18 protein-coding genes are annotated in these 21,752 nt (G+C 64.3%); 6 read left to right on the forward strand and 12 right to left on the reverse strand.

What is annotated here, in order from left to right; all coding sequences use genetic code 11:
- A complete protein-coding gene (locus tag SJY40_RS10265) occupies positions 1–1,212 on the forward strand; it encodes an MFS transporter (protein ID WP_378945883.1) in 1,212 nt (403 codons plus the stop codon).
- On the opposite strand, the gene xseA is transcribed toward SJY40_RS10265, so the two are convergent.
- On the reverse strand, positions 1,207–2,775 hold the full coding sequence (gene xseA, locus SJY40_RS10270) for an exodeoxyribonuclease VII large subunit (protein WP_378945886.1): 1,569 nt from the start codon (positions 2,773–2,775) through the stop codon (positions 1,207–1,209). The genes SJY40_RS10265 and xseA overlap by 6 nt on opposite strands.
- 62 nt (positions 2,776–2,837) lie before the next feature.
- Between xseA and purD the strand changes: the two genes are divergently transcribed.
- Complete coding sequence (purD, locus tag SJY40_RS10275) at positions 2,838–4,094, forward strand: phosphoribosylamine--glycine ligase (RefSeq protein ID WP_378945889.1); 1,257 nt, start codon at positions 2,838–2,840, stop codon at positions 4,092–4,094.
- A gap of 97 nt (positions 4,095–4,191) precedes the next feature.
- Here the strand turns inward: purD and SJY40_RS10280 are convergent, their stop codons facing one another.
- Positions 4,192–5,211: a ribose-phosphate pyrophosphokinase gene (locus tag SJY40_RS10280; protein ID WP_378945892.1), complete on the reverse strand. Its 1,020-nt coding sequence runs from the start codon at positions 5,209–5,211 to the stop codon at positions 4,192–4,194.
- Positions 5,212–5,297: 86 nt separating this feature from the next.
- On the opposite strand from SJY40_RS10280, the gene SJY40_RS10285 reads away from it, so the two are divergent.
- Positions 5,298–5,897 (forward strand): 2-hydroxychromene-2-carboxylate isomerase, encoded by a 600-nt coding sequence (locus SJY40_RS10285; protein WP_378945895.1) that lies wholly within the window; start codon positions 5,298–5,300, stop codon positions 5,895–5,897.
- Positions 5,894–6,670 (forward strand): alpha/beta fold hydrolase, encoded by a 777-nt coding sequence (locus SJY40_RS10290; protein WP_378945898.1) that lies wholly within the window; start codon positions 5,894–5,896, stop codon positions 6,668–6,670. Before SJY40_RS10285 ends, SJY40_RS10290 begins: the two co-directional genes overlap by 4 nt.
- Before the next feature lie 20 nt (positions 6,671–6,690).
- Here the strand turns inward: SJY40_RS10290 and SJY40_RS10295 are convergent, their stop codons facing one another.
- From SJY40_RS10295 to SJY40_RS10325, 7 genes are all read right to left on the reverse strand, one after another.
- A complete protein-coding gene (locus SJY40_RS10295; RefSeq protein WP_378945901.1) occupies positions 6,691–7,038 on the reverse strand; it encodes an H-type lectin domain-containing protein in 348 nt (115 codons plus the stop codon).
- Positions 7,039–7,147: 109 nt separating this feature from the next.
- Positions 7,148–7,597: a F0F1 ATP synthase subunit epsilon gene (locus tag SJY40_RS10300; RefSeq protein WP_378945904.1), complete on the reverse strand. Its 450-nt coding sequence runs from the start codon at positions 7,595–7,597 to the stop codon at positions 7,148–7,150.
- Positions 7,598–7,606: 9 nt separating this feature from the next.
- Positions 7,607–9,031, reverse strand: a complete 1,425-nt coding sequence (gene atpD / locus SJY40_RS10305) for a F0F1 ATP synthase subunit beta (RefSeq protein WP_378945906.1) — start codon at positions 9,029–9,031, stop codon at positions 7,607–7,609.
- A 21-nt stretch (positions 9,032–9,052) separates the two neighbouring features.
- Positions 9,053–9,925: a F0F1 ATP synthase subunit gamma gene (locus SJY40_RS10310; protein WP_378945908.1), complete on the reverse strand. Its 873-nt coding sequence runs from the start codon at positions 9,923–9,925 to the stop codon at positions 9,053–9,055.
- A gap of 10 nt (positions 9,926–9,935) precedes the next feature.
- Positions 9,936–11,471, reverse strand: a complete 1,536-nt coding sequence (atpA, locus tag SJY40_RS10315) for a F0F1 ATP synthase subunit alpha (protein ID WP_378945910.1) — start codon at positions 11,469–11,471, stop codon at positions 9,936–9,938.
- Positions 11,471–12,037, reverse strand: a complete 567-nt coding sequence (locus tag SJY40_RS10320; protein ID WP_378945912.1) for a F0F1 ATP synthase subunit delta — start codon at positions 12,035–12,037, stop codon at positions 11,471–11,473. Before SJY40_RS10320 ends, atpA begins: the two co-directional genes overlap by 1 nt.
- A 234-nt stretch (positions 12,038–12,271) precedes the next feature.
- Positions 12,272–13,090 (reverse strand): class I SAM-dependent methyltransferase, encoded by an 819-nt coding sequence (locus tag SJY40_RS10325; RefSeq protein ID WP_378945914.1) that lies wholly within the window; start codon positions 13,088–13,090, stop codon positions 12,272–12,274.
- A 58-nt stretch (positions 13,091–13,148) separates the two neighbouring features.
- On the opposite strand from SJY40_RS10325, the gene gloB reads away from it, so the two are divergent.
- Both gloB and clpA read left to right on the forward strand, forming a co-directional pair.
- Entirely contained in the window at positions 13,149–13,895 is a 747-nt protein-coding gene (gene gloB / locus SJY40_RS10330) for a hydroxyacylglutathione hydrolase (RefSeq protein ID WP_378945917.1), read from the forward strand.
- Positions 13,896–14,122: 227 nt separating this feature from the next.
- Entirely contained in the window at positions 14,123–16,447 is a 2,325-nt protein-coding gene (gene clpA / locus SJY40_RS10335) for an ATP-dependent Clp protease ATP-binding subunit ClpA (RefSeq protein ID WP_378945920.1), read from the forward strand.
- A gap of 111 nt (positions 16,448–16,558) precedes the next feature.
- Here clpA and SJY40_RS10340 read toward each other — a convergent pair whose 3' ends face one another.
- The 3 genes from SJY40_RS10340 to mfd are packed head-to-tail and all read right to left on the reverse strand — an operon-like array spanning position 16,559 to position 21,737.
- Positions 16,559–17,194 carry an aminotransferase class IV gene (locus SJY40_RS10340; RefSeq protein WP_378945923.1) on the reverse strand — a complete coding sequence of 212 codons (636 nt, stop codon included), beginning with the start codon at positions 17,192–17,194 and terminating at the stop codon, positions 16,559–16,561.
- Positions 17,155–18,282 (reverse strand): aminodeoxychorismate synthase component I, encoded by a 1,128-nt coding sequence (locus tag SJY40_RS10345; protein WP_378945926.1) that lies wholly within the window; start codon positions 18,280–18,282, stop codon positions 17,155–17,157. Before SJY40_RS10345 ends, SJY40_RS10340 begins: the two co-directional genes overlap by 40 nt.
- On the reverse strand, positions 18,279–21,737 hold the full coding sequence (gene mfd / locus SJY40_RS10350; RefSeq protein ID WP_378945929.1) for a transcription-repair coupling factor: 3,459 nt from the start codon (positions 21,735–21,737) through the stop codon (positions 18,279–18,281). Before mfd ends, SJY40_RS10345 begins: the two co-directional genes overlap by 4 nt.
- Positions 21,738–21,752: the final 15 nt, after the last annotated feature.

Consider the following 21,752-nt stretch of genomic DNA (forward strand, 5'->3'; position numbering starts at 1 on the left):
ATGACCGGCGATCTGGCGCGCGCACGGCGCAATGTCATCATTCTGGTGGCGGCGCAGGCCATTCTTGGCGCGCAGATGTCGGTCATCTTCATCATCGGCGGGTTGGCGGGCCAGATCTTGGCCCCCAACCCCTGCCTTGCGACGCTGCCGCTGTCGATGATCATCCTCGGCTCGGCTTTGTCGGCGCGACCGCTGGCGCGCTTCATGCAGACGCGAGGCAGACGGGCGGGCTTCCTGCTGGCGGTCTGCGCGGGGGGCTTGGGTGCGGCCATCGCGGCGGCGGGGTTGTGGTCGGGGTCTTTCCTGCTGTTCATGGCGGGATCGCTGCTGACGGGCATCTATATGTCGGCGCAGGGCTTCTATCGCTTTGCTGTCACCGACACCGCATCCGACGAGATGGCCCCCCGCGCCATCAGCTGGGTCATGGCGGGCGGTCTGGCCGCCGCCATCATCGGCCCGGCCATCGTGCGCATGACCAGCGATCTGACGGCCGTGCCCTTTCTGGCCAGCTATGTCGCCGTCATCGGGCTGAACCTGCTGGGGCCGTTCCTTTTCGCCTTCCTTGATATTCCGCGCCCGCCAGTGCCCAAACCCGGCGATGATCAGGGCCGCCCCATGGGACAGATCCTGCGCAATCCGGTCATCATCGTCGCGATGATCTGCGGCATGGTTTCCTATGCGCTGATGAATCTGGTGATGACCTCGACGCCCTTGGCGGTGGTCGGCTGCGGCTATGCGCCCACCGACGCGGCCAATATCGTCAGCGCCCATGTGCTGGCCATGTTCGGCCCCAGCTTCTTCACCGGCCATCTGATCGCACGCTTCGGCGCGACGCGGATCGTGGCCATCGGTCTGGCGATTCTGGCGGCGGCGGGTGGCGTCGCGCTGTCGGGGGCCGAACTGCCGCAGTTCTTCGGCGCGCTGGTGCTGCTGGGGGTTGGCTGGAACTTTGGCTATATCGGCGCGACCGCCATGCTGACCCGCGCCCATACCGCCGCAGAACGCGGTCGCGTTCAGGGCATGAACGACCTTGTGGTCTTCGGCGGCGTCTTCGTGGCGTCCCTGTCGTCCGGCGGGCTGATGAACTGCGCCGGAGGCTCGGCCCAGGACGGGTGGAGCGCGGTCAATCTGGCCATGCTGCCCCTGCTGGCATTGGCAGGGGCATCGCTGATCTGGCTGGCGCTGCGCGACCGCAGCGCCAAGGCGCTATAGCAGCGATTTCTGCTGCGGGTCCTTGGGGCGGCTGCGGCCCTTGGGCTTGGCGGCTTTCCCCTCGGGGTGGACGACCACGCGGCCATCGCTGAACTGAACCTCGAAGCGGGCGGTGGTCTGCGCATCCTGCGCCGAGGTCAGCAGCCCCTCCGGCCCATGCACGACGGCATAGCCACGCTTCAGCGTTTCCTCATACCCAAGCGTCAGGCGCATGCGGTCCAGCTGGTTCAACGCCTCGCGGCGCAGCTTTACGCGCCGCTGCATGGCGCGATCCATCCGCTGGCGCAGGTCCGTCAGACGGTCGGTCTGCTGGGCGATGGCGCGGCGGGTCGTCGCCTCGACCCGCTTCATCGAGCTGTCCAGCCGTTCCTGCAGATGCGTCAGCCGGTCACGCGGACGCTCCAACCGGCGGCTGCGGGCGGAGGCGAGGCGCGTGCCAAGCCGGTCCATGTCATGACGCTTGGTTGCGGTGAACTGGCGCAGGGTGGCGGCGGGCATGGGCCGCGATGCCAGATGCTGACGCCGCGCGCGCACCAGATTGCGCAGCGCCGGTTCCAACCGCACGCCCCACAGGTCCAGCCGCTGCCGCGCCCCATCGGTCAGCGTCGCGGGGCGACCCATGGCGCGGGCCAGATCGCGCAGTCGCTGGCGGGGCCGGTCGATGGCTTGGGCGTTGGCCCGCATCATCCGGATGCCGGTTTCGGCCAGACGCGCGGACAGATCGGCCCGCACCGGCACCGCAATTTCCGCCGCAGCCGTCGGCGTCGGCGCCCGCCTGTCCGAGGCGAAGTCGATCAGCGTCGTATCCGTTTCATGCCCGACCGCCGAGATCAGCGGGATCTGGCTGGCAGCAGCGGCACGCACGACCGATTCTTCGTTGAAGCCCCACAGATCCTCCAAGGACCCGCCGCCGCGCGCCACGATGATCAGATCGGGGCGCGGGATCCGCCCGCCCGGCTGCATGGCGTTGAACCCCTCGATGGCCGCCGTCACCTGTGGCGCACAGCCATCGCCCTGAACGACGACCGGCCAGATCACCACCCGCGTCGGGAAACGTTCGCGCAGCCGGTGCAGGATGTCGCGGATCACCGCCCCCGAGGGCGAGGTCACCACCCCGATCACGCGCGGCAGGAACGGCAAGGCGCGCTTGCGGTCCTGATCGAACAGCCCTTCGGCGGCCAGCGCCTTGCGACGCTTTTCCAGCATCGCCATCAGCGCGCCTTCACCGGCGGGTTCGATCTGGTTGACGATCATTTGGTATTTCGACTGGCCGGGGAAGGTCGTCAGGCGACCTGTGGCGATCACCTCCATGCCTTCTTCGGGACGTTGGGCCAGCTTGGCGGCCTGACCTTTCCACGTCACGGCGGCCAGAACCGCGCGGTCATCCTTCAGGTCGAAATACAGGTGCCCCGAGGATGGACGCGACACACGTCCCACCTCGGCGCGGACGCGAACGCGCCCGAACTGGTCCTCGATACTGCGTTTGACGGCACCTGACAGCTGCGACACGGTGAACTCATGCGCGTTGCTGCCGGGCTGCGGGTCGTCGTCGATCAGATCCATGCGGCTTGTTCCCTTTCGCCTGCCAGACTAGAACGCCGCAAGATCAAGCGAAAGGGCGGCAGATGAATATCCTGATCCTGGGCGGTGGCGGGCGCGAACATGCGCTGGCTTGGGCCATTCGACAGAACCCGAAATGCGACCGGCTGATCGTCGCGCCGGGCAATGCGGGCATCGCCGAGGTGGCCGAATGCGCCGCGCTGGACATCCAGTCCCGCGCCGAGGTGCTGGAGTTCGCCCAGGAAAACGCCATCGATTTCGTAGTCATCGGCCCCGAGGCCCCCTTGGCAGCAGGTGTCTCGGACGCACTACGCAATGCGGGCTTTCTGGTCTTCGGCCCCAGTCAGGCCGCAGCCCAGCTCGAGGCATCCAAGACCTTCACCAAGGAAATCTGCGACGCCTGCGGTGCCCCGACCGCCGCATGGGCACGCTTCACCGATGGCCCCTCGGCCCGCGATTACGTCACCGCCCAAGGCGCGCCCATCGTGGTCAAGGCCGACGGTCTGGCCGCTGGCAAGGGCGTCACCGTCGCCGAGACTGTCGAACAGGCCCATGCCGCCATCGACCTGATCTTCGACGGCGAATTCGGTGAAATGTCCGTCGTCATCGAGGAATTCATGGACGGCGAGGAAGCCAGCTTCTTTATCCTCAGCGACGGCGTGAACTGCCTGCCCGTCGGCACTGCACAAGACCACAAGCGCGTCGGCGATGGCGATACCGGCCCCAATACCGGCGGCATGGGCGCCTATAGCCCCGCGCCCGTGCTGACCCAAACCCTGCAAGATCAAGTGATGGACCGCATCGTCCGTCCGACCATCGCCGAAATGGCGCGCCAGGACATGCCGTTCCAGGGCGTGCTTTATGCAGGTTTGATGATCAAGGACGGTCAGGCGCGTCTGGTCGAATACAACGTCCGCTTCGGCGATCCGGAATGTCAGGCGCTGATGATGCGTCTTGGCGGGCAGATCCTTGATCTGCTGCTGGCCTGCGCGGAAAACCGTCTGGACAGCGTCAGCGCCAACTGGGCCGACGATCATGCCCTGACCGTCGTGATGGCCGCCGAAGGCTATCCCGGCAGCTATGTCAAAGGCACCGCCATCAAGGGCCTGTCCGACCTGCCCCAGACCAGCTTCCAGATGACCTTCCATGCCGGGACCGCCGAAAAAGACGGCCAGATCGTCGCCACCGGCGGTCGCGTCCTTGGCTGCACCGGTCGCGGCGCCACCCTGGCCGAGGCGCATGAGCGCGCCTATGCGCTGGTCGATGCCATCGACTGGCCGCAGGGCTTCTGCCGCCGCGACATCGGCTGGCGCGCGCTTTGAACGAAGAGGGACCGGCGCACCCCTGGCGCGCCGGTCCCTTTCATTCGTTTCCGAATACCCCGCCGGAGGCACCTGCCCTGCCCGACGGAAGCGACCGTCAGTCGGTCTGGTACAGACCCTCATAGATCGGCAGCAGGGTATCGGTCTCGAACAGCGAACTGACCGAAGTGCCGTTCCAGATGTTCAGGATGGCTTGGGTGAACATCGGCGCGGTCGGCACGATGCGGATGTTCGGCGCGTTCTTCACCGCCTCGGTCGGCTGGATCGAATCCGTGATGACCAGCGATTTCATCACCGACTTGCTGACGCGTTCCACGGCAGGCCCCGACAGGACGCCATGGGTGATATAGGCGTGAACCTCGGTCGCGCCATTGTCGGTCAGAACCTGCGCCGCCTTGCACAGCGTGCCGGCCGTGTCGCAGATGTCGTTGACGATGATACAGGCCTTGCCCGCCACGTCACCGATCACGGTCATCTCGGCGATCTCACCCGCCTTCTCGCGACGCTTGTCCACGATGGACAGCGGCGCGCCGATCCGGGTGGCCAGTTCGCGGGCGCGGGCCACGCCACCAACGTCGGGCGACACGACCATCAGGTCGTCCATGCGGCCCTTGAAGTGATGTTGCACATCCAGCGCAAAGACCGGTGCCGCATAGAGGTTGTCCACCGGCACGTCGAAGAACCCCTGGATCTGGGCCGCGTGCAGGTCCAGCGTCAGAACGCGGTCGACGCCCGCCTCGGTCAGCAGGTTCGCGACCAGCTTGGCGCTGATCGGCGTGCGGGCCTTGGCACGGCGGTCCTGACGGGCATAGCCGAAATAGGGGATCACGGCCGTGATGCGCGCTGCCGACGACCGGCGCAGCGCGTCGGTGATGACCAGCAGCTCCATCAGGTTGTCGTTGGCCGGGTTCGAAGTCGGCTGGATGACGTACATATCCTCGCCGCGGACGTTCTCATAGACCTCGACGAAGATTTCCTGATCGTTGAAACGTTCGACACGGGCATCCAACAAGCTGACGCTCATCCCGCGATGCATGGACATGCGGCGTGCGATGGCCTTGGCCAGCGGTCGGTTGGAGTTACCAGAGATCAGCTTGGGTTCGGTCATGACGGGCATGTGGGAATGGCCTTTGGCGGGTTGCGTCAGATTGCACACGCCTTAGCACCGGGCTAGCCTGCGGGCAAACCTAGAAGGACGAACCCATGCCGAATATCGACTATTATCTGGGGACGATCAGCCCCTGGTGCTATCTTGCGGGCGATCGGCTGGAACAGATCGCCGCCCGTCATGGCGCGACGATCACCTACAAACCGCTGGACCTGATGCAGTTGTTCGACCGCACCGGCGGCCTGCCGCCCGCACAGCGCCACCCCAACCGCACGGCCTATCGCAACCAGGAACTGCCGCGTTGGGCGGACTACCTGGACATGCCGATCAACCTGAAGCCTGCGCATTTCCCGACGAACATGGCACCCTCGTCCTATGCCATCATCGCGGCGCAGGCGGCGGGCGGCGGCGATCTGGCGGGGCTGGTGCAGGGCTTCCTGCGCGCCTGCTGGGTCGAGGACCGCAACATCGCCGAAGACGACGTCATCCGCGACCTGCTGTCCAAGAACGGCTTCGATCCCAAGCTGGCCGACAGCGGGCTGTTCACCGGGGCCGAAATCTATGGCCGCAACCTGGAACAGGCGGTGGCCGCGGGGGCCTTCGGCGCGCCCTTCTATATCGTCACCGACAGCGACGAACGCTTCTGGGGTCAGGACCGGCTGGAGATGCTGGACCGGCATCTGGCCCGCACATGAGCGGCCTGTACAAGCGCCATTGGCCGGGCGACCCCGACCGCCCGGCCCTTGCGCTGCACTGCATGATGGCCAGCGGGTCCTATTGGGGGCCGATCGCGGCGGCGCTTGGCGGCGCGGTCGATCTGCAGGGCTTCGACATGCCGGGCCACGGGCGCAGCGACGACTGGCTGCCTGCTGATGGCGACCCGGATTACCACACCGCCGTCACCCGCCTTGCCGCCAGCTTTATCGAGCGGCCGCTGGATCTGATCGGCCACAGCATCGGCGCGACCATCGCCCTGCGCATCGCCGTCGCCGCCCCCGAGGCCGTCCGCAGCCTGACCCTGATCGAGCCGGTGCTGTTTGCCGCAGCCCCCGACGCCGCGCAGGATGCGCTGGACGCCCAGATGCAGGCCGCGCTGGACGCCGGCGACGATCTGGCCGCCGCGCAGGCCTTCCTGTCGGTCTGGGGCAGTCAGGGTGTCAGCGCCCTGCCCGCGTCCGCCCAAGCCGTCGTTGCACGGCAGATCAGGCTGGTGGCCGATACCGGTCCGACGCTGCGCCACGATCGCGCCAACACCCTGCGCGATGGCAGGCTGGAGGCGATCGACGCGCCGGTGCTGCTGATCTCGGGGCAGGACAGTCCGCCGGTGATTGGCGCGATTGCGGATGCCTTGGCGGCGCGGCTGCCCGATGTCGGACGCGCGCAGGTGCCGGGTGCCGGGCATATGCTGCCCATCACGCACCCCGAACAGGTGGCAGGGCTGATTGCGGTCAATCTGGATCGCGCCTGAAGCACGATCGGGTCGGATGGTCAGAGAATGAAATCCTGATCATCCGGCAGCGCGCCGATCGCCATCCATTGCACCCGCATCCGCGCGACGCGCGTGTCGCCCCAGGTGTGGAAGGCCAAATCAAAACCCGCCGATGTCACGTTCTCGACCAGCAGATCACCGCGCTGGTTCGTAGAAACGTCAAGGTCCCACATCCCAAGCGACAGATGGACCACGGGCGGCATCAGGAACCGTTCGGAGAATTCGATCCGCTGGCGGACGGTCCGTTCGCCCTGCTCGGTCCACATCGGGCCCTGGGTGTCGAAATCGGTGACCAGCGTCAGCTCTCCCTGATCGATGCCGACTTCATTGGCGGTAAATCTGAGCATGTCTTACGTTCCTCTTGGCGGGACATTGATAGCCGCCCAAGCCCGCAAAAGAAAAGCCCCGGCTGATCGCCGGGGCTGTCCAATCGTGAAGGTCAGGCACAAGCCGTGATCAATCGGGCACGGTGGACTGGTTCGGGTCCAAGCCGATGTGGGTGCCGATCGCCTGCATGTCGCCAAGCATCTTGACGGTCGCAGTGACGAATTCTTCACCCACATGTTCACGACGCTCTTGTGCATTGCGATGTTCACGGTGGGCATCGCGCATCATGTCGTTGAAGACATCCTGCGTCATTTCCTCACGCGGGTGGCCCCGTTCCGCCAGCAGGCTGACGGAATCGGCATTGATCTCGGCAAAGCCGCCGGTGACGGCGAATTCGCTTTGCGATCCATCGGCACCGACAAGGATGACCATGCCGGGACGAAGGGTCACGATCGTCGGCGCGTGGCCGGGCATGGCGGTCAGATCGCCATCGGTGCCCGGCAGGCGCACCTCGCGCACGGGAACGGAAGCCAGGCTCCGCTCCGGCGACACGAGGTCGAACTGCATGGTATCGGCCATGATGCCCCCTTACGCGGCTTCGGCAGCCAGACGCTCGGCCTTGGCTTTCACGTCATCGATGTCGCCGACCATGTAGAAGGCCGATTCCGGCAGGTGGTCATACTCGCCGGCAACGACCGCCTTGAAGGACGCGATGGTCTTTTCCAGCGGAACCTGAACGCCGTCCGAGCCGGTGAAGACCTTGGCCACGTCGAAGGGCTGCGACAGGAAGCGCTGGATCTTGCGCGCACGGGTCACGGTCAGTTTGTCTTCTTCCGACAGTTCGTCCATGCCCAGAATCGCGATGATATCCTGCAGCGACTTGTACTTCTGCAGGATGCCCTGCACGTCGCGTGCGACCTGATAGTGCTCTTCGCCGACGACACCCGGATCGAGGATACGGCTGTTCGAATCCAGCGGGTCAACAGCCGGGTAGATGCCCAGTTCCGAGATGGCGCGCGACAGAACGGTCGTGGCATCAAGGTGGGCGAAGGTCGTTGCCGGTGCAGGGTCGGTAAGGTCATCGGCCGGAACGTAGACGGCCTGGATCGAAGTGATCGAGCCATTCTTCGTCGAGGTGATGCGTTCCTGCATCGCGCCCATGTCGGTGGCCAGCGTCGGCTGGTAACCCACGGCGGACGGGATACGACCCAACAGTGCCGAAACTTCCGAACCGGCCTGCGTGAAGCGGAAGATGTTGTCCACGAAGAACAGAACGTCCGTGCCCGAAGCGTCGCGGAACTGTTCAGCCAAGGTCAGGCCGGTCAGTGCAACGCGCATACGTGCCCCCGGAGGCTCGTTCATCTGACCGTAAACCAGAGCCACTTTCGACTCGGCCAGGTTGTCCGGCTTGATGACGCCCAATTCAACCATCTCGTGGTAAAGGTCGTTGCCTTCACGGGTCCGTTCACCAACACCTGCGAACACGGAATAGCCCGAGTGCACTTTGGCGATGTTGTTGATCAGTTCCATGATCAGAACGGTCTTGCCGACGCCAGCGCCGCCGAACAGACCGATCTTACCGCCCTTGGAATAGGGTGCCAGCAGGTCGATGACCTTGATGCCGGTGACCAGAATTTCCGAGCTGGTGGCCTGTGCCGCAAAGTCCGGCGCAGGCTGGTGGATGCCGCGACGCTCGCTCACTTCCAGCGGTGCACCTTCGTCGACGGGCTCGCCCACAACGTTCAGGATGCGACCCAGGGTGACGTCACCCACGGGAATGGTGATCGGGCCGCCGGTATCGGTGACAGCCTCGCCGCGGACCAGACCTTCGGTCGCGTCCATGGCGATGGTGCGGACGGTTTTTTCGCCCAAGTGCTGAGCAACTTCCAACACCAGCTTCTTGCCGTTGTTGTGGGTTTCCAGCGCGTTCAGAATCGCGGGCAGGTGGTCTTCGAACTGCACGTCAACGACGGCGCCGATCACCTGCGTGATTTTACCAGTGGCCTCTGCCATGTTGTTACCTCTGCGTTACGGTCAAAGCGCCTCGGCGCCCGAAATGATTTCGATAAGTTCCTTGGTGATCGCAGCCTGACGCGAGCGGTTGTACTCGGTCGTCAGTCGGTCGATCATGTCACCCGCATTGCGCGTGGCGTTATCCATGGCACTCATCCGCGCGCCCTGCTCGGACGCTGCATTTTCCAGAAGCGCCGCGAAGATCTGCGTCGCCACCGACCGCGGCAGAAGCTCGGCCAGCAGGGCCTCTTCTCCGGGCTCATAGTCGTAAAGCGCATTCGCGGCGGGTGCGCTTTCAGGCGCCTCTGCCGGGATCACCCGCTTGGCGGTCGGGATCTGGCTGATCACCAATTCGAAGCGGTTGTAGAAGATCGTCGCCACATCGAAGTCGCCGCCGTCGAAGCGCGACAGGACTTCATCGGTGATCTGGCGCGCGTTCTCATAGCCGATGCGCTTGACCTCGGACAGATCGACGTGATGCACAAACAGGCTGCCGTATTCACGCTTCAGCTGTTCGCGACCCTTCTTGCCCACGGTCAGGATGGCCACGTCCTTGCCCTGGCCCCGCAGCCGTTCGGCATGCTGGCGTGCCAGCTTGACGATCGAGCTGTTGAAGCCGCCGGCAAGGCCGCGTTCCGCCGTCATGACCACAAGCAGGTGGCGCTTGTCGTCACCCGTACCGGCCAGCAGGCGCGGTGCGCCGGCCTGATCCGCGGCATTCGCGGTCAGTCCGGCCATCACTGCGGCCATGCGGTCGGCATAGGGGCGGGCAGCCTCCGCAGCTTCCTGCGCACGGCGCAGTTTCGCTGCGGCGACCATCTGCATCGCCTTGGTGATCTTCCGCGTGTTCTTGACGCTTCCGATCCGGTTCTTGAGATCCTTGAGACTGGGCATCTATCCCCCCTCAGGCGCGCGTGCGGTTGTATTCGTCCAGCGCCGCCTTGATCGCATTTTCCAGGTCACCCGAGACCTTGCGGTCGTTGCGGGTCATGTCGTCCAGCAGGTCCGACTTCTGGCTGCGCAGGAACTGGAGCAGGCCATCTTCCCACGCGACGATTTCCTTGACCGGCACGCTGTCGATATAGCCTTTGGTACCGGCATAGATGACGATGACGATCTCGGCGTTGGTCAGCGGCTTGTACTGGGGCTGCTTCATCAACTCGGTCAGGCGCGCACCACGGTTCAGCAAGCGCTGAGTCGCGGCATCAAGGTCCGAACCAAACTGGGCGAAGGCCGCCATTTCGCGATACTGCGCCAGTTCCAGCTTGACCGGACCCGCGACGGATTTCATCGCCTTGGTCTGGGCTGCCGAACCAACACGCGACACCGACAGACCGGTGTTCACGGCAGGGCGGATGCCCTGGAAGAACAGGTCGGTTTCCAGGAATATCTGGCCGTCGGTGATCGAGATCACGTTCGTCGGAATAAAGGCCGACACGTCGCCGCCCTGGGTTTCGATGATCGGCAGAGCCGTCAGCGAACCGGCACCGTATTCTTCGTTCAGCTTTGCCGAACGCTCCAGCAGGCGCGAGTGCAGGTAGAAAACGTCGCCCGGATAGGCTTCGCGTCCGGGGGGACGGCGCAGCAGCAGCGACATCTGGCGGTAAGCAACAGCCTGCTTGGACAGGTCATCATAAATGATCAGGGCGTCCATGCCGTTGTCGCGGAAGTATTCGCCGATGGCCGTGCCCGAATAGGGGGCCAGGAACTGCATCGGCGCGGGGTCCGAAGCGGTGGCCGCGACGACGGTCGTATAGGCCATCGCGCCGGTTTCTTCCAGCTTCTTCACCAGCTGCGCGACGGTCGAACGCTTCTGACCGACTGCGACATAGATGCAGTGCAGGGTCTTCATGCCTTCGGCTTCGCGGCCGTTGTAGTTCGCCTGGTTCAGGATGGTGTCCAGTGCGATCGCGGTCTTGCCGGTCTGACGGTCACCGATGATCAGCTCGCGCTGGCCACGGCCGACCGGGATCATGGCGTCGACCGACTTCAGGCCGGTCGCCATCGGTTCGTGAACCGATTTGCGCGGCATGATGCCGGGGGCCTTGACGTCTGCGACGCGACGCTCGGTCGCCTCGATCGGGCCTTTGCCGTCGATCGGGTTGCCAAGGCCGTCAACGACGCGGCCCAGCAGGCCCTTGCCGACGGGAACGTCCACGATCGAGCGCGTGCGCTTGACGGTGTCGCCTTCCTTGATCTGACGGTCGTCGCCGAAGATCACGACACCGACGTTGTCGATCTCGAGGTTCAGCACCATGCCGCGGACGCCGCCCGGGAATTCGACCATTTCGCCGGCCTGGACTTTGTCCAGACCGTAGACGCGAGCGATACCGTCGCCGACCGACAACACCTGGCCGACTTCAGCAACTTCGAAGTCCTGACCGAAATTCTTGATCTGCTCCTTGAGGATCGCCGAAATCTCGGCAGCCTGGATTCCCATTATCCGACCTCTTTCATGACATTCTGCAGGGAAGCGAGCTTCGAGCGGACCGAACTGTCGATCATCTGCGAGCCCAACTTGACAATCATGCCGCCGATGAGGGTCTCATCGACGCGCGTGTTCAGCTTGACCTTCTTGCCGGTCTTATCGGCCAGGGTCGTCTTCAGACGCTCCAGCTGCGCATCATCCAACGCGACAGCGCTGGTGACGTCGGCCGTCATCTCTCCGCGGTGGTCCGCAATCATCTGCGACAGCGCGTGGATCAGTTGCGGCAGCACGAACAGGCGACGATTGGTCGCCATCAACTGCAGCGTGTTCTTGAGGACCGCGGACAGGCCCATCTTGTCGGCGATGCCGACGATGGCCCGGACCTGCTGGTCGCGCGAATAGATGGGGCTGGCGATCAGATCGCGCAGCTCGGCGCTGTCGTTCAGCGCGGCATCCAGATCGGCGGTCTGCTGGGCCAGGGCATCCAGCCCCCCATCGTCCTTCGTAATTTCGAAGACGGCCTGCGCATAGCGTCCGGCGATGCTCTGGGACATGGAAACAGAGTTGGCCACGGTCATCCTTTACGTTTGCGCAAACCCCGTTGGCGGGCCGGATTTCCATCCGGTCTGTCACGGGGTGCGGGTCGCGGCGCACGGCTTATGGAGGGTCGTGCGCAAATCTGGGCTGTCTCTAGCAGGTCGTTTGTTGCGCGGCAACCTTCAAGGTCACGGTTCCGTGCATCTTGCCCGGAAGGTGGCAACTTGTCGCATGCCGGCAACGACAGTCGCGTACGCGATGACCGTCACCACCGATCAATGGCGGTTTTTCGTAATGTCGCCAAGGCGATCGGCCCCATGCACACCCCCTGCCCGGTTCAGCTGTGGACCTGCCGGGCGGGGCCTTGCGACACCGTCCAGGATCTCCAGCGGGCTGGGGACGTGGATCTTGACGCCGGGTCCGATCGGCGCGCGGGTCTGCTTGGACAGCTCGACCAGAATCACGCCCGCGACCAGCACGCGACTGATCCGCGCGCCGGTGCGTTCCCAGAACTGCGCGCTGCGCAACCAGAACCGGCGGTCCGAGGGCGGGATGTAGATGGCGGACCCGCTCCATTCCGGCATCAGGCCCGCAGCCCGCATCTGGGTGTTCAGCTGCCCCGTGGTGTATGACCGGCCAAAGCCGAAAGGCGTGCGGTCGGTCGCGGCCCAAAGGCCCGCCCGGTTCGGCACGATCACCATCATCCGCCCCCCCGGCCCCAGACAGCGCCAGGCCTCGGCCATCAGTTCGCGCGGATGTTCGCTGGTTTCCAGCCCGTGCAACATGACCAACCGGTCGATGCTGCCGGTTTCGATGGGCCATGCCGTTTCGTCGCACAACACGCTGTGGTTGGGCATTCCGGCGGGCCATGCCATGACGCCCTGCGGTCCGGGCATCAGCGTCGTCACCCGCCGCGACCGCGCCAGATAGGGCCGCAGCATGGGCGCCGCAAAGCCGAAGCCCGCAATGGTCATGCCGCTGCAACCTTCGGGGGACCATCGCGTTGTCAGGCGGTCGCGCAGAATACGCTGCACCACCCGCCCCAAGGACCTCTGGTAATAGAAGCGTCGCAGCTGGTGGATGTCATGGTGCATTGTGCAGGCGTCCGGCTTTTGTCAGGGTTCAGGTGAACACACGCGAAGGGATTTGCCAATGCCGCTGGAACTGGTCACGCTGCGCTGCCTGCGGGATAATTATGCCTATCTGCTGCACGGACCGGAAGGCACGATCCTGATCGACGCCCCCGAGGCCATGCCCATCCTGACCGAACTGGAGGCGCGGGGCTGGGGTCTGGACGCCATCCTGCTGACCCACCACCACGACGATCACATTCAGGGCGTTGAAGCCATCGTCGCCAAGACCGGTGCCCGTGTCATCGGCGCCGAGGCCGACGCCCACCGCCTGCCCCACCTTGACCAGCAGGTGCGCCCCGACCAGTCCCTGCAGCTGCTGGGCCAGCAGATCGATGTGATCGACGTCTCGGGGCATACCGTCGGCCATGTCGCCTTTTATTTCCCGCAGTCGGGTCATGCCTTTACCGCCGACAGTCTGATGGCCATGGGCTGCGGACGCCTGTTCGAAGGCGACCCCGACATGATGTGGGCCAGCCTGTCGCGCCTTGCCGCCCTGCCCAACGACACGCTGATCTGTTCGGGACATGACTATTGCGCGGCCAATGGCGCCTTTGCCCTGTCGGTCGATCCGGAGAATGCCGAACTGCAGCAGCGTCTGTCCGACGTACAGGCGTCACGCACGCCCTGTGCACCCGCGACGCTGGAGCTGGAAAAGGCGACGAATCCCTTCCTGCGGGTCAATGCCCTGCGCGGCCGGTTGGACATGCAGGGCGCGGATGATGCGCAGGTCTTTGCACGGCTGCGAAAGATGAAGGACGAATTCTAGGGCCATCGTCCCGCTGCGCCAAGACCGAATGACGCAGTCGGGGCCTTGTGCTTGAAAACGGGCGACCGTGACATCACATTTGCCTCAACCGTGGGAAAAACTTGGCATCTTTTCGAAAAAGGGCTTGATGCCGACCGGATTCCACCAAATCTTAACTGTATCGTGACAGTCTGGGCAGGTGGGCCGTTGATGGGCCCATACCGCCAGCCGACTGACAGGAGACGACCGTGCCAAGTTTCTCGACCTCTCTGGAACAGGCGATTCACCAGGCTCTTGCGCTGGCGAACGAACACCGCCACGAACTTGCAACGCTGGAGCATCTGCTGCTGGCCCTGACCGAGGAACCCGAAGCGGTCAAGGTCATGCGGGCCTGCAACGTTGAGCTGGACGAATTGCGCAAGTCGCTGACCGAGTTCATCGAAGATGACCTGTCCACCCTCATCACCGACGTCGAAGGCTCGGAAGCCGTTCCGACGGCGGCCTTCCAGCGCGTCATCCAGCGCGCGGCCATCCATGTCCAAAGCTCGGGTCGCTCCGAGGTGACCGGCGCCAATGTGCTGGTGGCGATCTTTGCCGAACGCGAATCCAACGCGGCCTATTTCCTGCAGGAACTGGACATGACCCGTTACGACGCGGTCAACTTCATCGCGCATGGTGTGGCGAAGAACCCGTCCTTCAACGAACCGCGCAATGTCGCAGGCTCGGATGATCCTATCGACCACGAAAAGGCCGAAGACGCCCCCGAGGCCAAGGATGAAACCGCCCTTGGCAAATATTGCGTCGATCTGAATGTCAAATCCAAGAAGGGCGACGTCGATCCCTTGATCGGCCGCAACTCCGAGGTCGAGCGTGCCATTCAGGTTCTGTGCCGTCGCCGCAAGAACAACCCGCTGCTGGTGGGCGATCCCGGTGTGGGCAAGACCGCCATCGCCGAAGGTCTGGCGCTGAAGATCACGCGGGGCGAAATCCCCGACGTGCTTTCGGGTGCGACAATCTTTTCGCTGGATATGGGCGCTTTGCTGGCCGGGACCCGCTATCGCGGTGATTTCGAAGAACGCCTGAAGGCCGTCGTCAAGGAACTGGAGGCGCATCCCGATGCCATCCTGTTCATCGACGAAATCCACACCGTGATCGGTGCGGGTGCGACCTCGGGTGGGGCGATGGATGCCTCAAACCTGCTGAAACCGGCCTTGGCCGGGGGCAAGCTTCGGTGCATGGGCTCGACCACCTACAAGGAATATCGTCAGCACTTCGAAAAGGACCGCGCCCTGTCGCGCCGGTTCCAGAAGATCGACGTGAACGAACCTTCGGTTCCGGACGCCATCAAGATCCTGATGGGCCTGAAGCCGCATTTCGAAAAGCACCACGACCTGCGTTATACCAATGACGCGATCAAATCGGCGGTGGAACTGGCGTCGCGGTACATCAACGACCGCAAGCTGCCCGACAGCGCCATCGACATCATCGATGAAGCTGGCGCCGCACAGCATCTGGTCGCCGAAAGCAAACGTCGCAAAACCATCAGCCCGAAAGAGGTCGAGGCTGTCGTCGCCAAGATTGCCCGCATTCCGCCCAAGAATGTCAGCAAGAACGACGCCGAAGTGTTGCGTGACATGGAAAGCTCGCTCAAGCGCGTGGTCTTCGGTCAGGATACCGCCATCACCACCCTGTCGTCGGCCATCAAGCTGGCACGGGCAGGTCTGCGCGAACCAGAAAAGCCTATCGGCAACTATCTGTTCGCCGGTCCCACGGGCGTCGGCAAGACCGAGGTTGCCAAGCAGTTGGCCTCGACCCTTGGTGTGGAACTGCTGCGTTTCGACATGTCGGAATACATGGAGAAACATGCCGTCAGCCGTCTGATCGGCGCGCCTCCGGGCTATGTCGGGTTCGACCAAGGCGGTCTTTTGACCGACGGCGTCGACCAGCACCCGCATTGCGTGCTGCTGCTGGATGAGATCGAAAAAGCGCATCCGGACGTCTTCAACATCCTGCTGCAAATCATGGATGCGGGCCGTCTGACAGACCATAACGGTCGCCAAGTCGATTTCCGCAACGTGATCCTGATCATGACCTCGAACGCAGGTGCCGCGGATCAGGCGAAAGCGGCCATCGGCTTTGGTCGCGACCGCCGCGAGGGCGAGGATACCGCCGCCATCGAGCGGACCTTCACGCCCGAGTTCCGCAACCGTCTGGATGCGATCATCAGCTTCGCCGCCTTGGGACGCGAGGTGGTCATCCATGTGGTCGAAAAGTTCATCCTGCAGCTGGAAGCCCAGCTGATGGACCGCAACGTCCACATCGAACTGACCCCGCAGGCCGCGGATTGGCTGGCGGAACGAGGCTACGACGACCGAATGGGCGCCCGCCCGCTTGGCCGCGTGATCCAGGAACACATCAAGAAGCCGCTGGCCGAAGAGCTGCTGTTCGGACGCCTGACCAAGGGTGGCTTCGTGCGGGTGAAAATCGAAGACGACAAGCCCGCCTTCGACATCACCGGCCCCGAAGCGCCCCGCATCGGCAAGTCCAAGACGCCGCTGTTGACCGCCGAATGAACCTGAAACGCCCCGCCCCTGAAAATGGGACGGGGCGTTTTTCTTGCGACATCGGCGGCCTGTACCAAAGCGCGGATGACCCCTTCGATGGGGGTCGTCCGCGCTGCCTCTTCAGATCAAGCGTGCCGGGATCAGGCCGCGCAGGGCGTTGCCGCAGAACAGCCGTCCATTGGACAGATCCTTGGGCATCAGCACCGCCTCGCGCGCCATGCCGCTTGCCAGCAGTTCCGCACGCAAGACGCCCGGCAACAGACCGCAGGCGACCGGCGGGGTCAGCATCTTACCGGCGCGCAGCAGGAACAGGTTGGTAATACTGCCTTCGCAGACCTGCCCCTGGTCATTCAGCAAAATCACCTCATCGGCCACGGCGGGCATCGCCGCGCGCGCTGCGTCATAGACCCCGCGGGCCGAGCTTTTGATGCCCAGCCAAGGATCGCCCGCCTGCAGTCTTTCCGCCGATATCGCAACTCGCCACTCCGAGGGCGCTTCGGGGGCCGAGGCATGGGTCAGATTGATCGCACCGCTGCCATCCACGACCAGCCGAACGCGCAGCGCCTGTCCTTGCGGCAGGTTCGCCACTGCCGCATTCGCCTCATCCGCATTCAGCGGAAACCCTACCGCAGCACAGCTCCGCTCCAGACGCGCCAGATGCAGCGGCCAACGGCGGATGGTACCATCAGGCTCGGCGCGCATGGTTTCGAACAGGGTCAGCCCTTGGGGGACAGGTCCAGAAATGCGGCCTTGCACAATGCCTCCTCCCATTCGGATCCGGTTTCGCTGTCGTGCACGATGCCGCCGCCGACGTTCAGACGCAACCGGTCGGCTGCAATCATCCAAGGCGACCGGATCGCCACACCGAACCGCATGGGTCCGGCGGGATCGATCCAGCCGATCGCCCCGCAATAGACGTCGCGGGGCGCGGCCTCCAATTCGGCAATGATCTGCATCGACCGGATCTTGGGCGCACCCGTGATCGATCCGCAGGGGAACAGCGCCCCCAAGACCTGCGCGAGACCCACACCGGGGGCCAGCTGCCCTTCGACGGTCGAGACCATCTGGTGCAGCGTCGCATATTCCTCGATGTGGAACAGCTGCGGTACGCGCACGCTGCCGGGCAGGCAGATGCGGCTGATATCGTTGCGCAGCAGATCGACGATCATCAGGTTCTCGGCACGGTTCTTTTCGGATGCGGCCAAACCTGCGGCGGCAGCAGTGTCCAATTCCGGCGTCACCCCGCGCGCGGCGGTGCCCTTCATGGGCTTCGTCCGGATGACGCCCCGATCGTCGATCGCAAAGAACAGCTCGGGGCTGCGCGACAAAATCTGCGGTCCGCCCAGATCGACGAATGCGCCCTCGGGGACCGGTTGGCGGGCGGCAAGGGCGGCATAGATGGACAGCGGATCGCCGGTGACCTGCGCCTCGACCGGGAAGGTCAGATTGATCTGATAGGTGTCGCCCGCGGTGATGTAGTCATGCACGGTCGCAATCGCAGCATCATAACGCGCCCGGTCCCACAGGGGCTGCGCCGCACCGATGGTCACGCCCGCCGGTTCGGGCAGCGGATCGGCGGGACGGGGGTGGTCGAAGACCCCCATCAGGATCAGTGGCATCTGCCGGTCATCGGGTATCAGCGGGGCCAGCTTGGGCGACATCGCATAGCCCAGTTCATAGGACAGATAACCCGCCAGCCACGCCCCCCGCGCCTGCGCGGCCTGCATGGCGGCAAGCGCAGGGCCGACACCCGCGATGGTATCGGCCCGGATCACCGTTTGCGGTGCGACAAACGCCGTGCCGCCCGTCAAAGGCCCGTGGTCGAACCGGACAAGCCCGCTCACTTAGCGGCCTTCGCCTTGGCCGCCAGATCACGCGCGATGGCAAAGGCACCCTTGATGCGTTCGGCATCCGAACTCCAGGTCCGGCCCACGAAGATCTTGTTGTCGGTGACCTTGGCCTGACCCTGCTGATCGGTCAGGAAATCGACCAGACCGGCGGGGTTCGGGAAGCGGTCTTGATGGAACTGGATCGTCGCGCCCTTTGGCCCGGCATCAAGCCGCGAGATGTTGGCCCGCTTGGCCATCGCTTTGATGCGGATGACCAGCAGCAGCGTGTTCACCTCGCGCGGAAGCGGCCCGAAGCGGTCGATCAGCTCGGCGGCAAAACCCTCCAGCTCGACCTTGGTGGTCAGTTCGGCCAGACGACGATAGAGGCCAAGCCGCACGTCCAGATCGGGCACGAAGCTTTCGGGAATTGTGACCGGGACGCCAAGGTTCAGCTGCGGTGCCCATTCATCATCCGGCGTGCCCTCGATCTCGCCGGATTTCAGCTTGGCGATCGTTTCTTCCAGCATGGCTTGATACAGCTCGAACCCGACCTCTTTGATGTGGCCGGATTGTTCCTCGCCCAGCAGGTTGCCCGCACCGCGCAAATCCAGATCCTGCGACGCCAGATTGAACCCCGCCCCAAGGCTGTCGATGGACCCAAGGAACTTCAACCGCCGCATGGCCTGCGGGGTCAGCGGGCTGCGCGGTTTCGTCGTCAGATAGCAATAGGCACGCGTCTTGGACCGCCCAACGCGACCACGGATCTGGTACAGCTGTGACAGGCCGAACATATCCGACCGCCAGACGATCATCGTGTTCGCCGTTGGAATGTCCAATCCGCTTTCGACGATTGTCGTGGCGACCAGCACATCATGGCTGCCGTCGTAAAACGCGTTCATCCGCTGATCCAGATCGCCCGCAGCCAGCTGACCATGCGCGACGATATAGCTGGTCTCCGGCATGTTTTCGGTCAGCCAATGTTCGACATCGGGCAGATCGGTCAGGCGCGGCACGACAAAGAAGCTTTGCCCGCCGCGATATTTCTCGCGCAGCAGCGCCTCGCGGATGGAAACGCTGTCGAATTCGCTGACATAGGTGCGGATGGCCAGACGGTCCACCGGCGGCGTGCCAATGACCGACAGGTCACGCACGCCGGTCAGCGACAGTTGCAGGGTGCGCGGGATGGGCGTTGCGGTCAGCGTCAACACGTGGATGTCGCTGCGCAGATCCTTCAGGCGTTCTTTATGGGCGACGCCGAAATGCTGTTCTTCGTCGATGACCAGCAGGCCAAGGTTCTTGAACCGCACCTGCTTGGCCAGCACCGCATGGGTGCCGACGACGATATCGACGCTGCCATCGGCCAGACCGGCGCGGGTGGCCGTCGCATCCTTGGCGGTGACGAAACGCGACAATGGGCGCACATTGATGGCCGTGCCACGGAAGCGTTCGGCAAAGCTGCGGTAATGCTGGCGCGCCAGCAGCGTCGTCGGGGCGACCACGGCCACTTGCATCCCCTGGCTGGCGGCGATGAAGGCGGCGCGCATGGCGACCTCGGTCTTGCCGAAACCCACGTCGCCCACGACCAGACGGTCCATCGGGCGACCGGCAGCCAGATCTTCCTGCACGTCCTCGATGGCAGAGGCCTGATCGTCGGTCTCGCTATAGGGGAAGCGTGCGGCGAATTGCTGCCATTCGTGTTCTTCGGGTTCCAGCACCGGGGCGGGACGCAACAGACGTTCGGCAGCAATGCGCATCAGCTTGTCGGCGATCAGCTTGATGCGTTCCTTCAGGCGGGCCTTGCGGGCCTGCCATGCGCCACCGCCCAGCTTATCCAGCAGGCCCTCTTCGTGGCCATAGCGCGACAGCAGCTCGATGTTTTCCACCGGCAGATACAGCCGGTCGCCGCCCGCATATTCCAGCGCCACGCAGTCATGCGGCACCTTGGCGGCGGTGATCGTCTCGATCCCGGTATAGCGCCCGATGCCGTGTTCGACATGGACGATCAGATCGCCGGGCGACAGGGTCTGGGTGTCTTTCAGGAAGTTGTCGGCCTTGCGGCGTTTTTTGGCGCCCCGGATCATCCGGTCGCCCAGCACGTCCTGTTCGGAAATTACCGCGATATCGCCAAGCGCCTGACCCTTGGCGACAAAGCCTTCGTCCAACGGCCAGACGGTCAGGCCCAATGCACCCTTGCGGTCGGGCAGGTCACGTAGATCACCGATGGAAATGGTATCGGTCAGCCCTTCGTCTTTCAGCAGACCCGCCAGACGTTCCCGCGCCCCGTCTGAGAAGCTGGCCAGCACCACGCGGTGGGTCTTGCGCAGCGATTTGATGTGATCGGCCAGCGCGCCGAACAGGTTGATGGATTCCGCCTGCCGTTCGGGGGCAAAATTCCGCCCTGATCGGCCGCCTGCATCCAGCACACCCGGACCGGGGGGCTGGTTCAGGACCGACAGGCGCAGCACCCGGTGCGGCGACAGCCATTCGTTCCATTCGGCGTCCGTGGGGAACATCGCATCCGGCGGCACGGGCTTATAGACGGTGTCGCTGCGGCCCTTGGCCTTCATGGCGGCGCAGCGGGCCTCGAACTGTTCGCGGATCATCGTGCGGCGGGCATCGACCACCTGCCCGATATGATCGTCCAGCACGACCGAGGCATCGGGCATATAGTCGAACAAACTCTCCATCCGGTTGTGGAACCAAGGCAGCCAATGTTCCATGCCGCTGGTCTTGCGACCCGCACTGACACTTTCATACAGCGGGTCGTTGGTTCCCAGCCCGTATTCGGCGCGATAGTTCTGGCGGAAGCGGGTGACGGCGTCTTCGTCCAGCACCACCTCGGACATGGGGGCCAGCTCGATCCGGGTCAGCTTCTCGGTGGTGAGCTGCGTGACCGCGTCGAAACGCCGCGCCCCGTCCAGCACGTCGCCGAACAGATCCAGCCGGATTGGGCCGCTTTCGCCGGGCGGGAAGATATCGATGATGCCGCCGCGGATGGCATAATCACCCGTCTCGGTCACGGTGGGGCTTTGCACGAAGCCCATGCGGACCAGGAAATTGCGCAGCGCTTCTTCGTCGATGCGGTCGCCGACGCGGGCGGTGAAGGCCGTCGCGCGCACCAGATCACGCGGCGGCACGCGTTGCAGCACCGCATTCAGCGACGTCAGCAAGACGAACGGCCCCTTGATGGCCCCCTGCGCCAGCGCGGCCAGCGTGGCCATGCGCGCGGCCTGCACTTCGGGGGCGGGGGAGACGCGGTCATAGGGCGTCGTGTCCCATGCCGGAAAATCAAGCACGACCAGACCGGGGGCCATGAAGGCCAGCGCTGCGCGGGTCGCGGCCATCCGCCGGTCGTCGCGGGCCACATGGATCACGGGGGCGCCGTGGTTTTCGGGGCGCGCGGCCTCGCGGGCGATCAGCGCCGCGTCATAGCCTTCGGGGGCGCCGGAAAGGATCAACTGCTGGGACATGGGTGCTCAGGTATA

The sequence above is a fragment of the Paracoccus sp. R86501 genome, from assembly GCF_042466435.1.
Lineage (GTDB): Bacteria > Pseudomonadota > Alphaproteobacteria > Rhodobacterales > Rhodobacteraceae > Paracoccus.

What these genes read in the sequence shown, in the direction of transcription:
- SJY40_RS10265 (WP_378945883.1), top strand. Translation starts at nt 1, where the DNA reads ATGACCGGCGATCTGGCGCGCGCACGGCGCAATGTCATCATTCTGGTG.
- xseA (WP_378945886.1), bottom strand. Translation starts at nt 2,775, where the DNA reads ATGGATCTGATCGACGACGACCCGCAGCCCGGCAGCAACGCGCATGAG.
- purD (WP_378945889.1), top strand. Translation starts at nt 2,838, where the DNA reads ATGAATATCCTGATCCTGGGCGGTGGCGGGCGCGAACATGCGCTGGCT.
- SJY40_RS10280 (WP_378945892.1), bottom strand. Translation starts at nt 5,211, where the DNA reads ATGCCCGTCATGACCGAACCCAAGCTGATCTCTGGTAACTCCAACCGA.
- SJY40_RS10285 (WP_378945895.1), top strand. Translation starts at nt 5,298, where the DNA reads ATGCCGAATATCGACTATTATCTGGGGACGATCAGCCCCTGGTGCTAT.
- SJY40_RS10290 (WP_378945898.1), top strand. Translation starts at nt 5,894, where the DNA reads ATGAGCGGCCTGTACAAGCGCCATTGGCCGGGCGACCCCGACCGCCCG.
- SJY40_RS10295 (WP_378945901.1), bottom strand. Translation starts at nt 7,038, where the DNA reads ATGCTCAGATTTACCGCCAATGAAGTCGGCATCGATCAGGGAGAGCTG.
- SJY40_RS10300 (WP_378945904.1), bottom strand. Translation starts at nt 7,597, where the DNA reads ATGGCCGATACCATGCAGTTCGACCTCGTGTCGCCGGAGCGGAGCCTG.
- atpD (WP_378945906.1), bottom strand. Translation starts at nt 9,031, where the DNA reads ATGGCAGAGGCCACTGGTAAAATCACGCAGGTGATCGGCGCCGTCGTT.
- SJY40_RS10310 (WP_378945908.1), bottom strand. Translation starts at nt 9,925, where the DNA reads ATGCCCAGTCTCAAGGATCTCAAGAACCGGATCGGAAGCGTCAAGAAC.
- atpA (WP_378945910.1), bottom strand. Translation starts at nt 11,471, where the DNA reads ATGGGAATCCAGGCTGCCGAGATTTCGGCGATCCTCAAGGAGCAGATC.
- SJY40_RS10320 (WP_378945912.1), bottom strand. Translation starts at nt 12,037, where the DNA reads ATGACCGTGGCCAACTCTGTTTCCATGTCCCAGAGCATCGCCGGACGC.
- SJY40_RS10325 (WP_378945914.1), bottom strand. Translation starts at nt 13,090, where the DNA reads ATGCACCATGACATCCACCAGCTGCGACGCTTCTATTACCAGAGGTCC.
- gloB (WP_378945917.1), top strand. Translation starts at nt 13,149, where the DNA reads ATGCCGCTGGAACTGGTCACGCTGCGCTGCCTGCGGGATAATTATGCC.
- mfd (WP_378945929.1), bottom strand. Translation starts at nt 21,737, where the DNA reads ATGTCCCAGCAGTTGATCCTTTCCGGCGCCCCCGAAGGCTATGACGCG.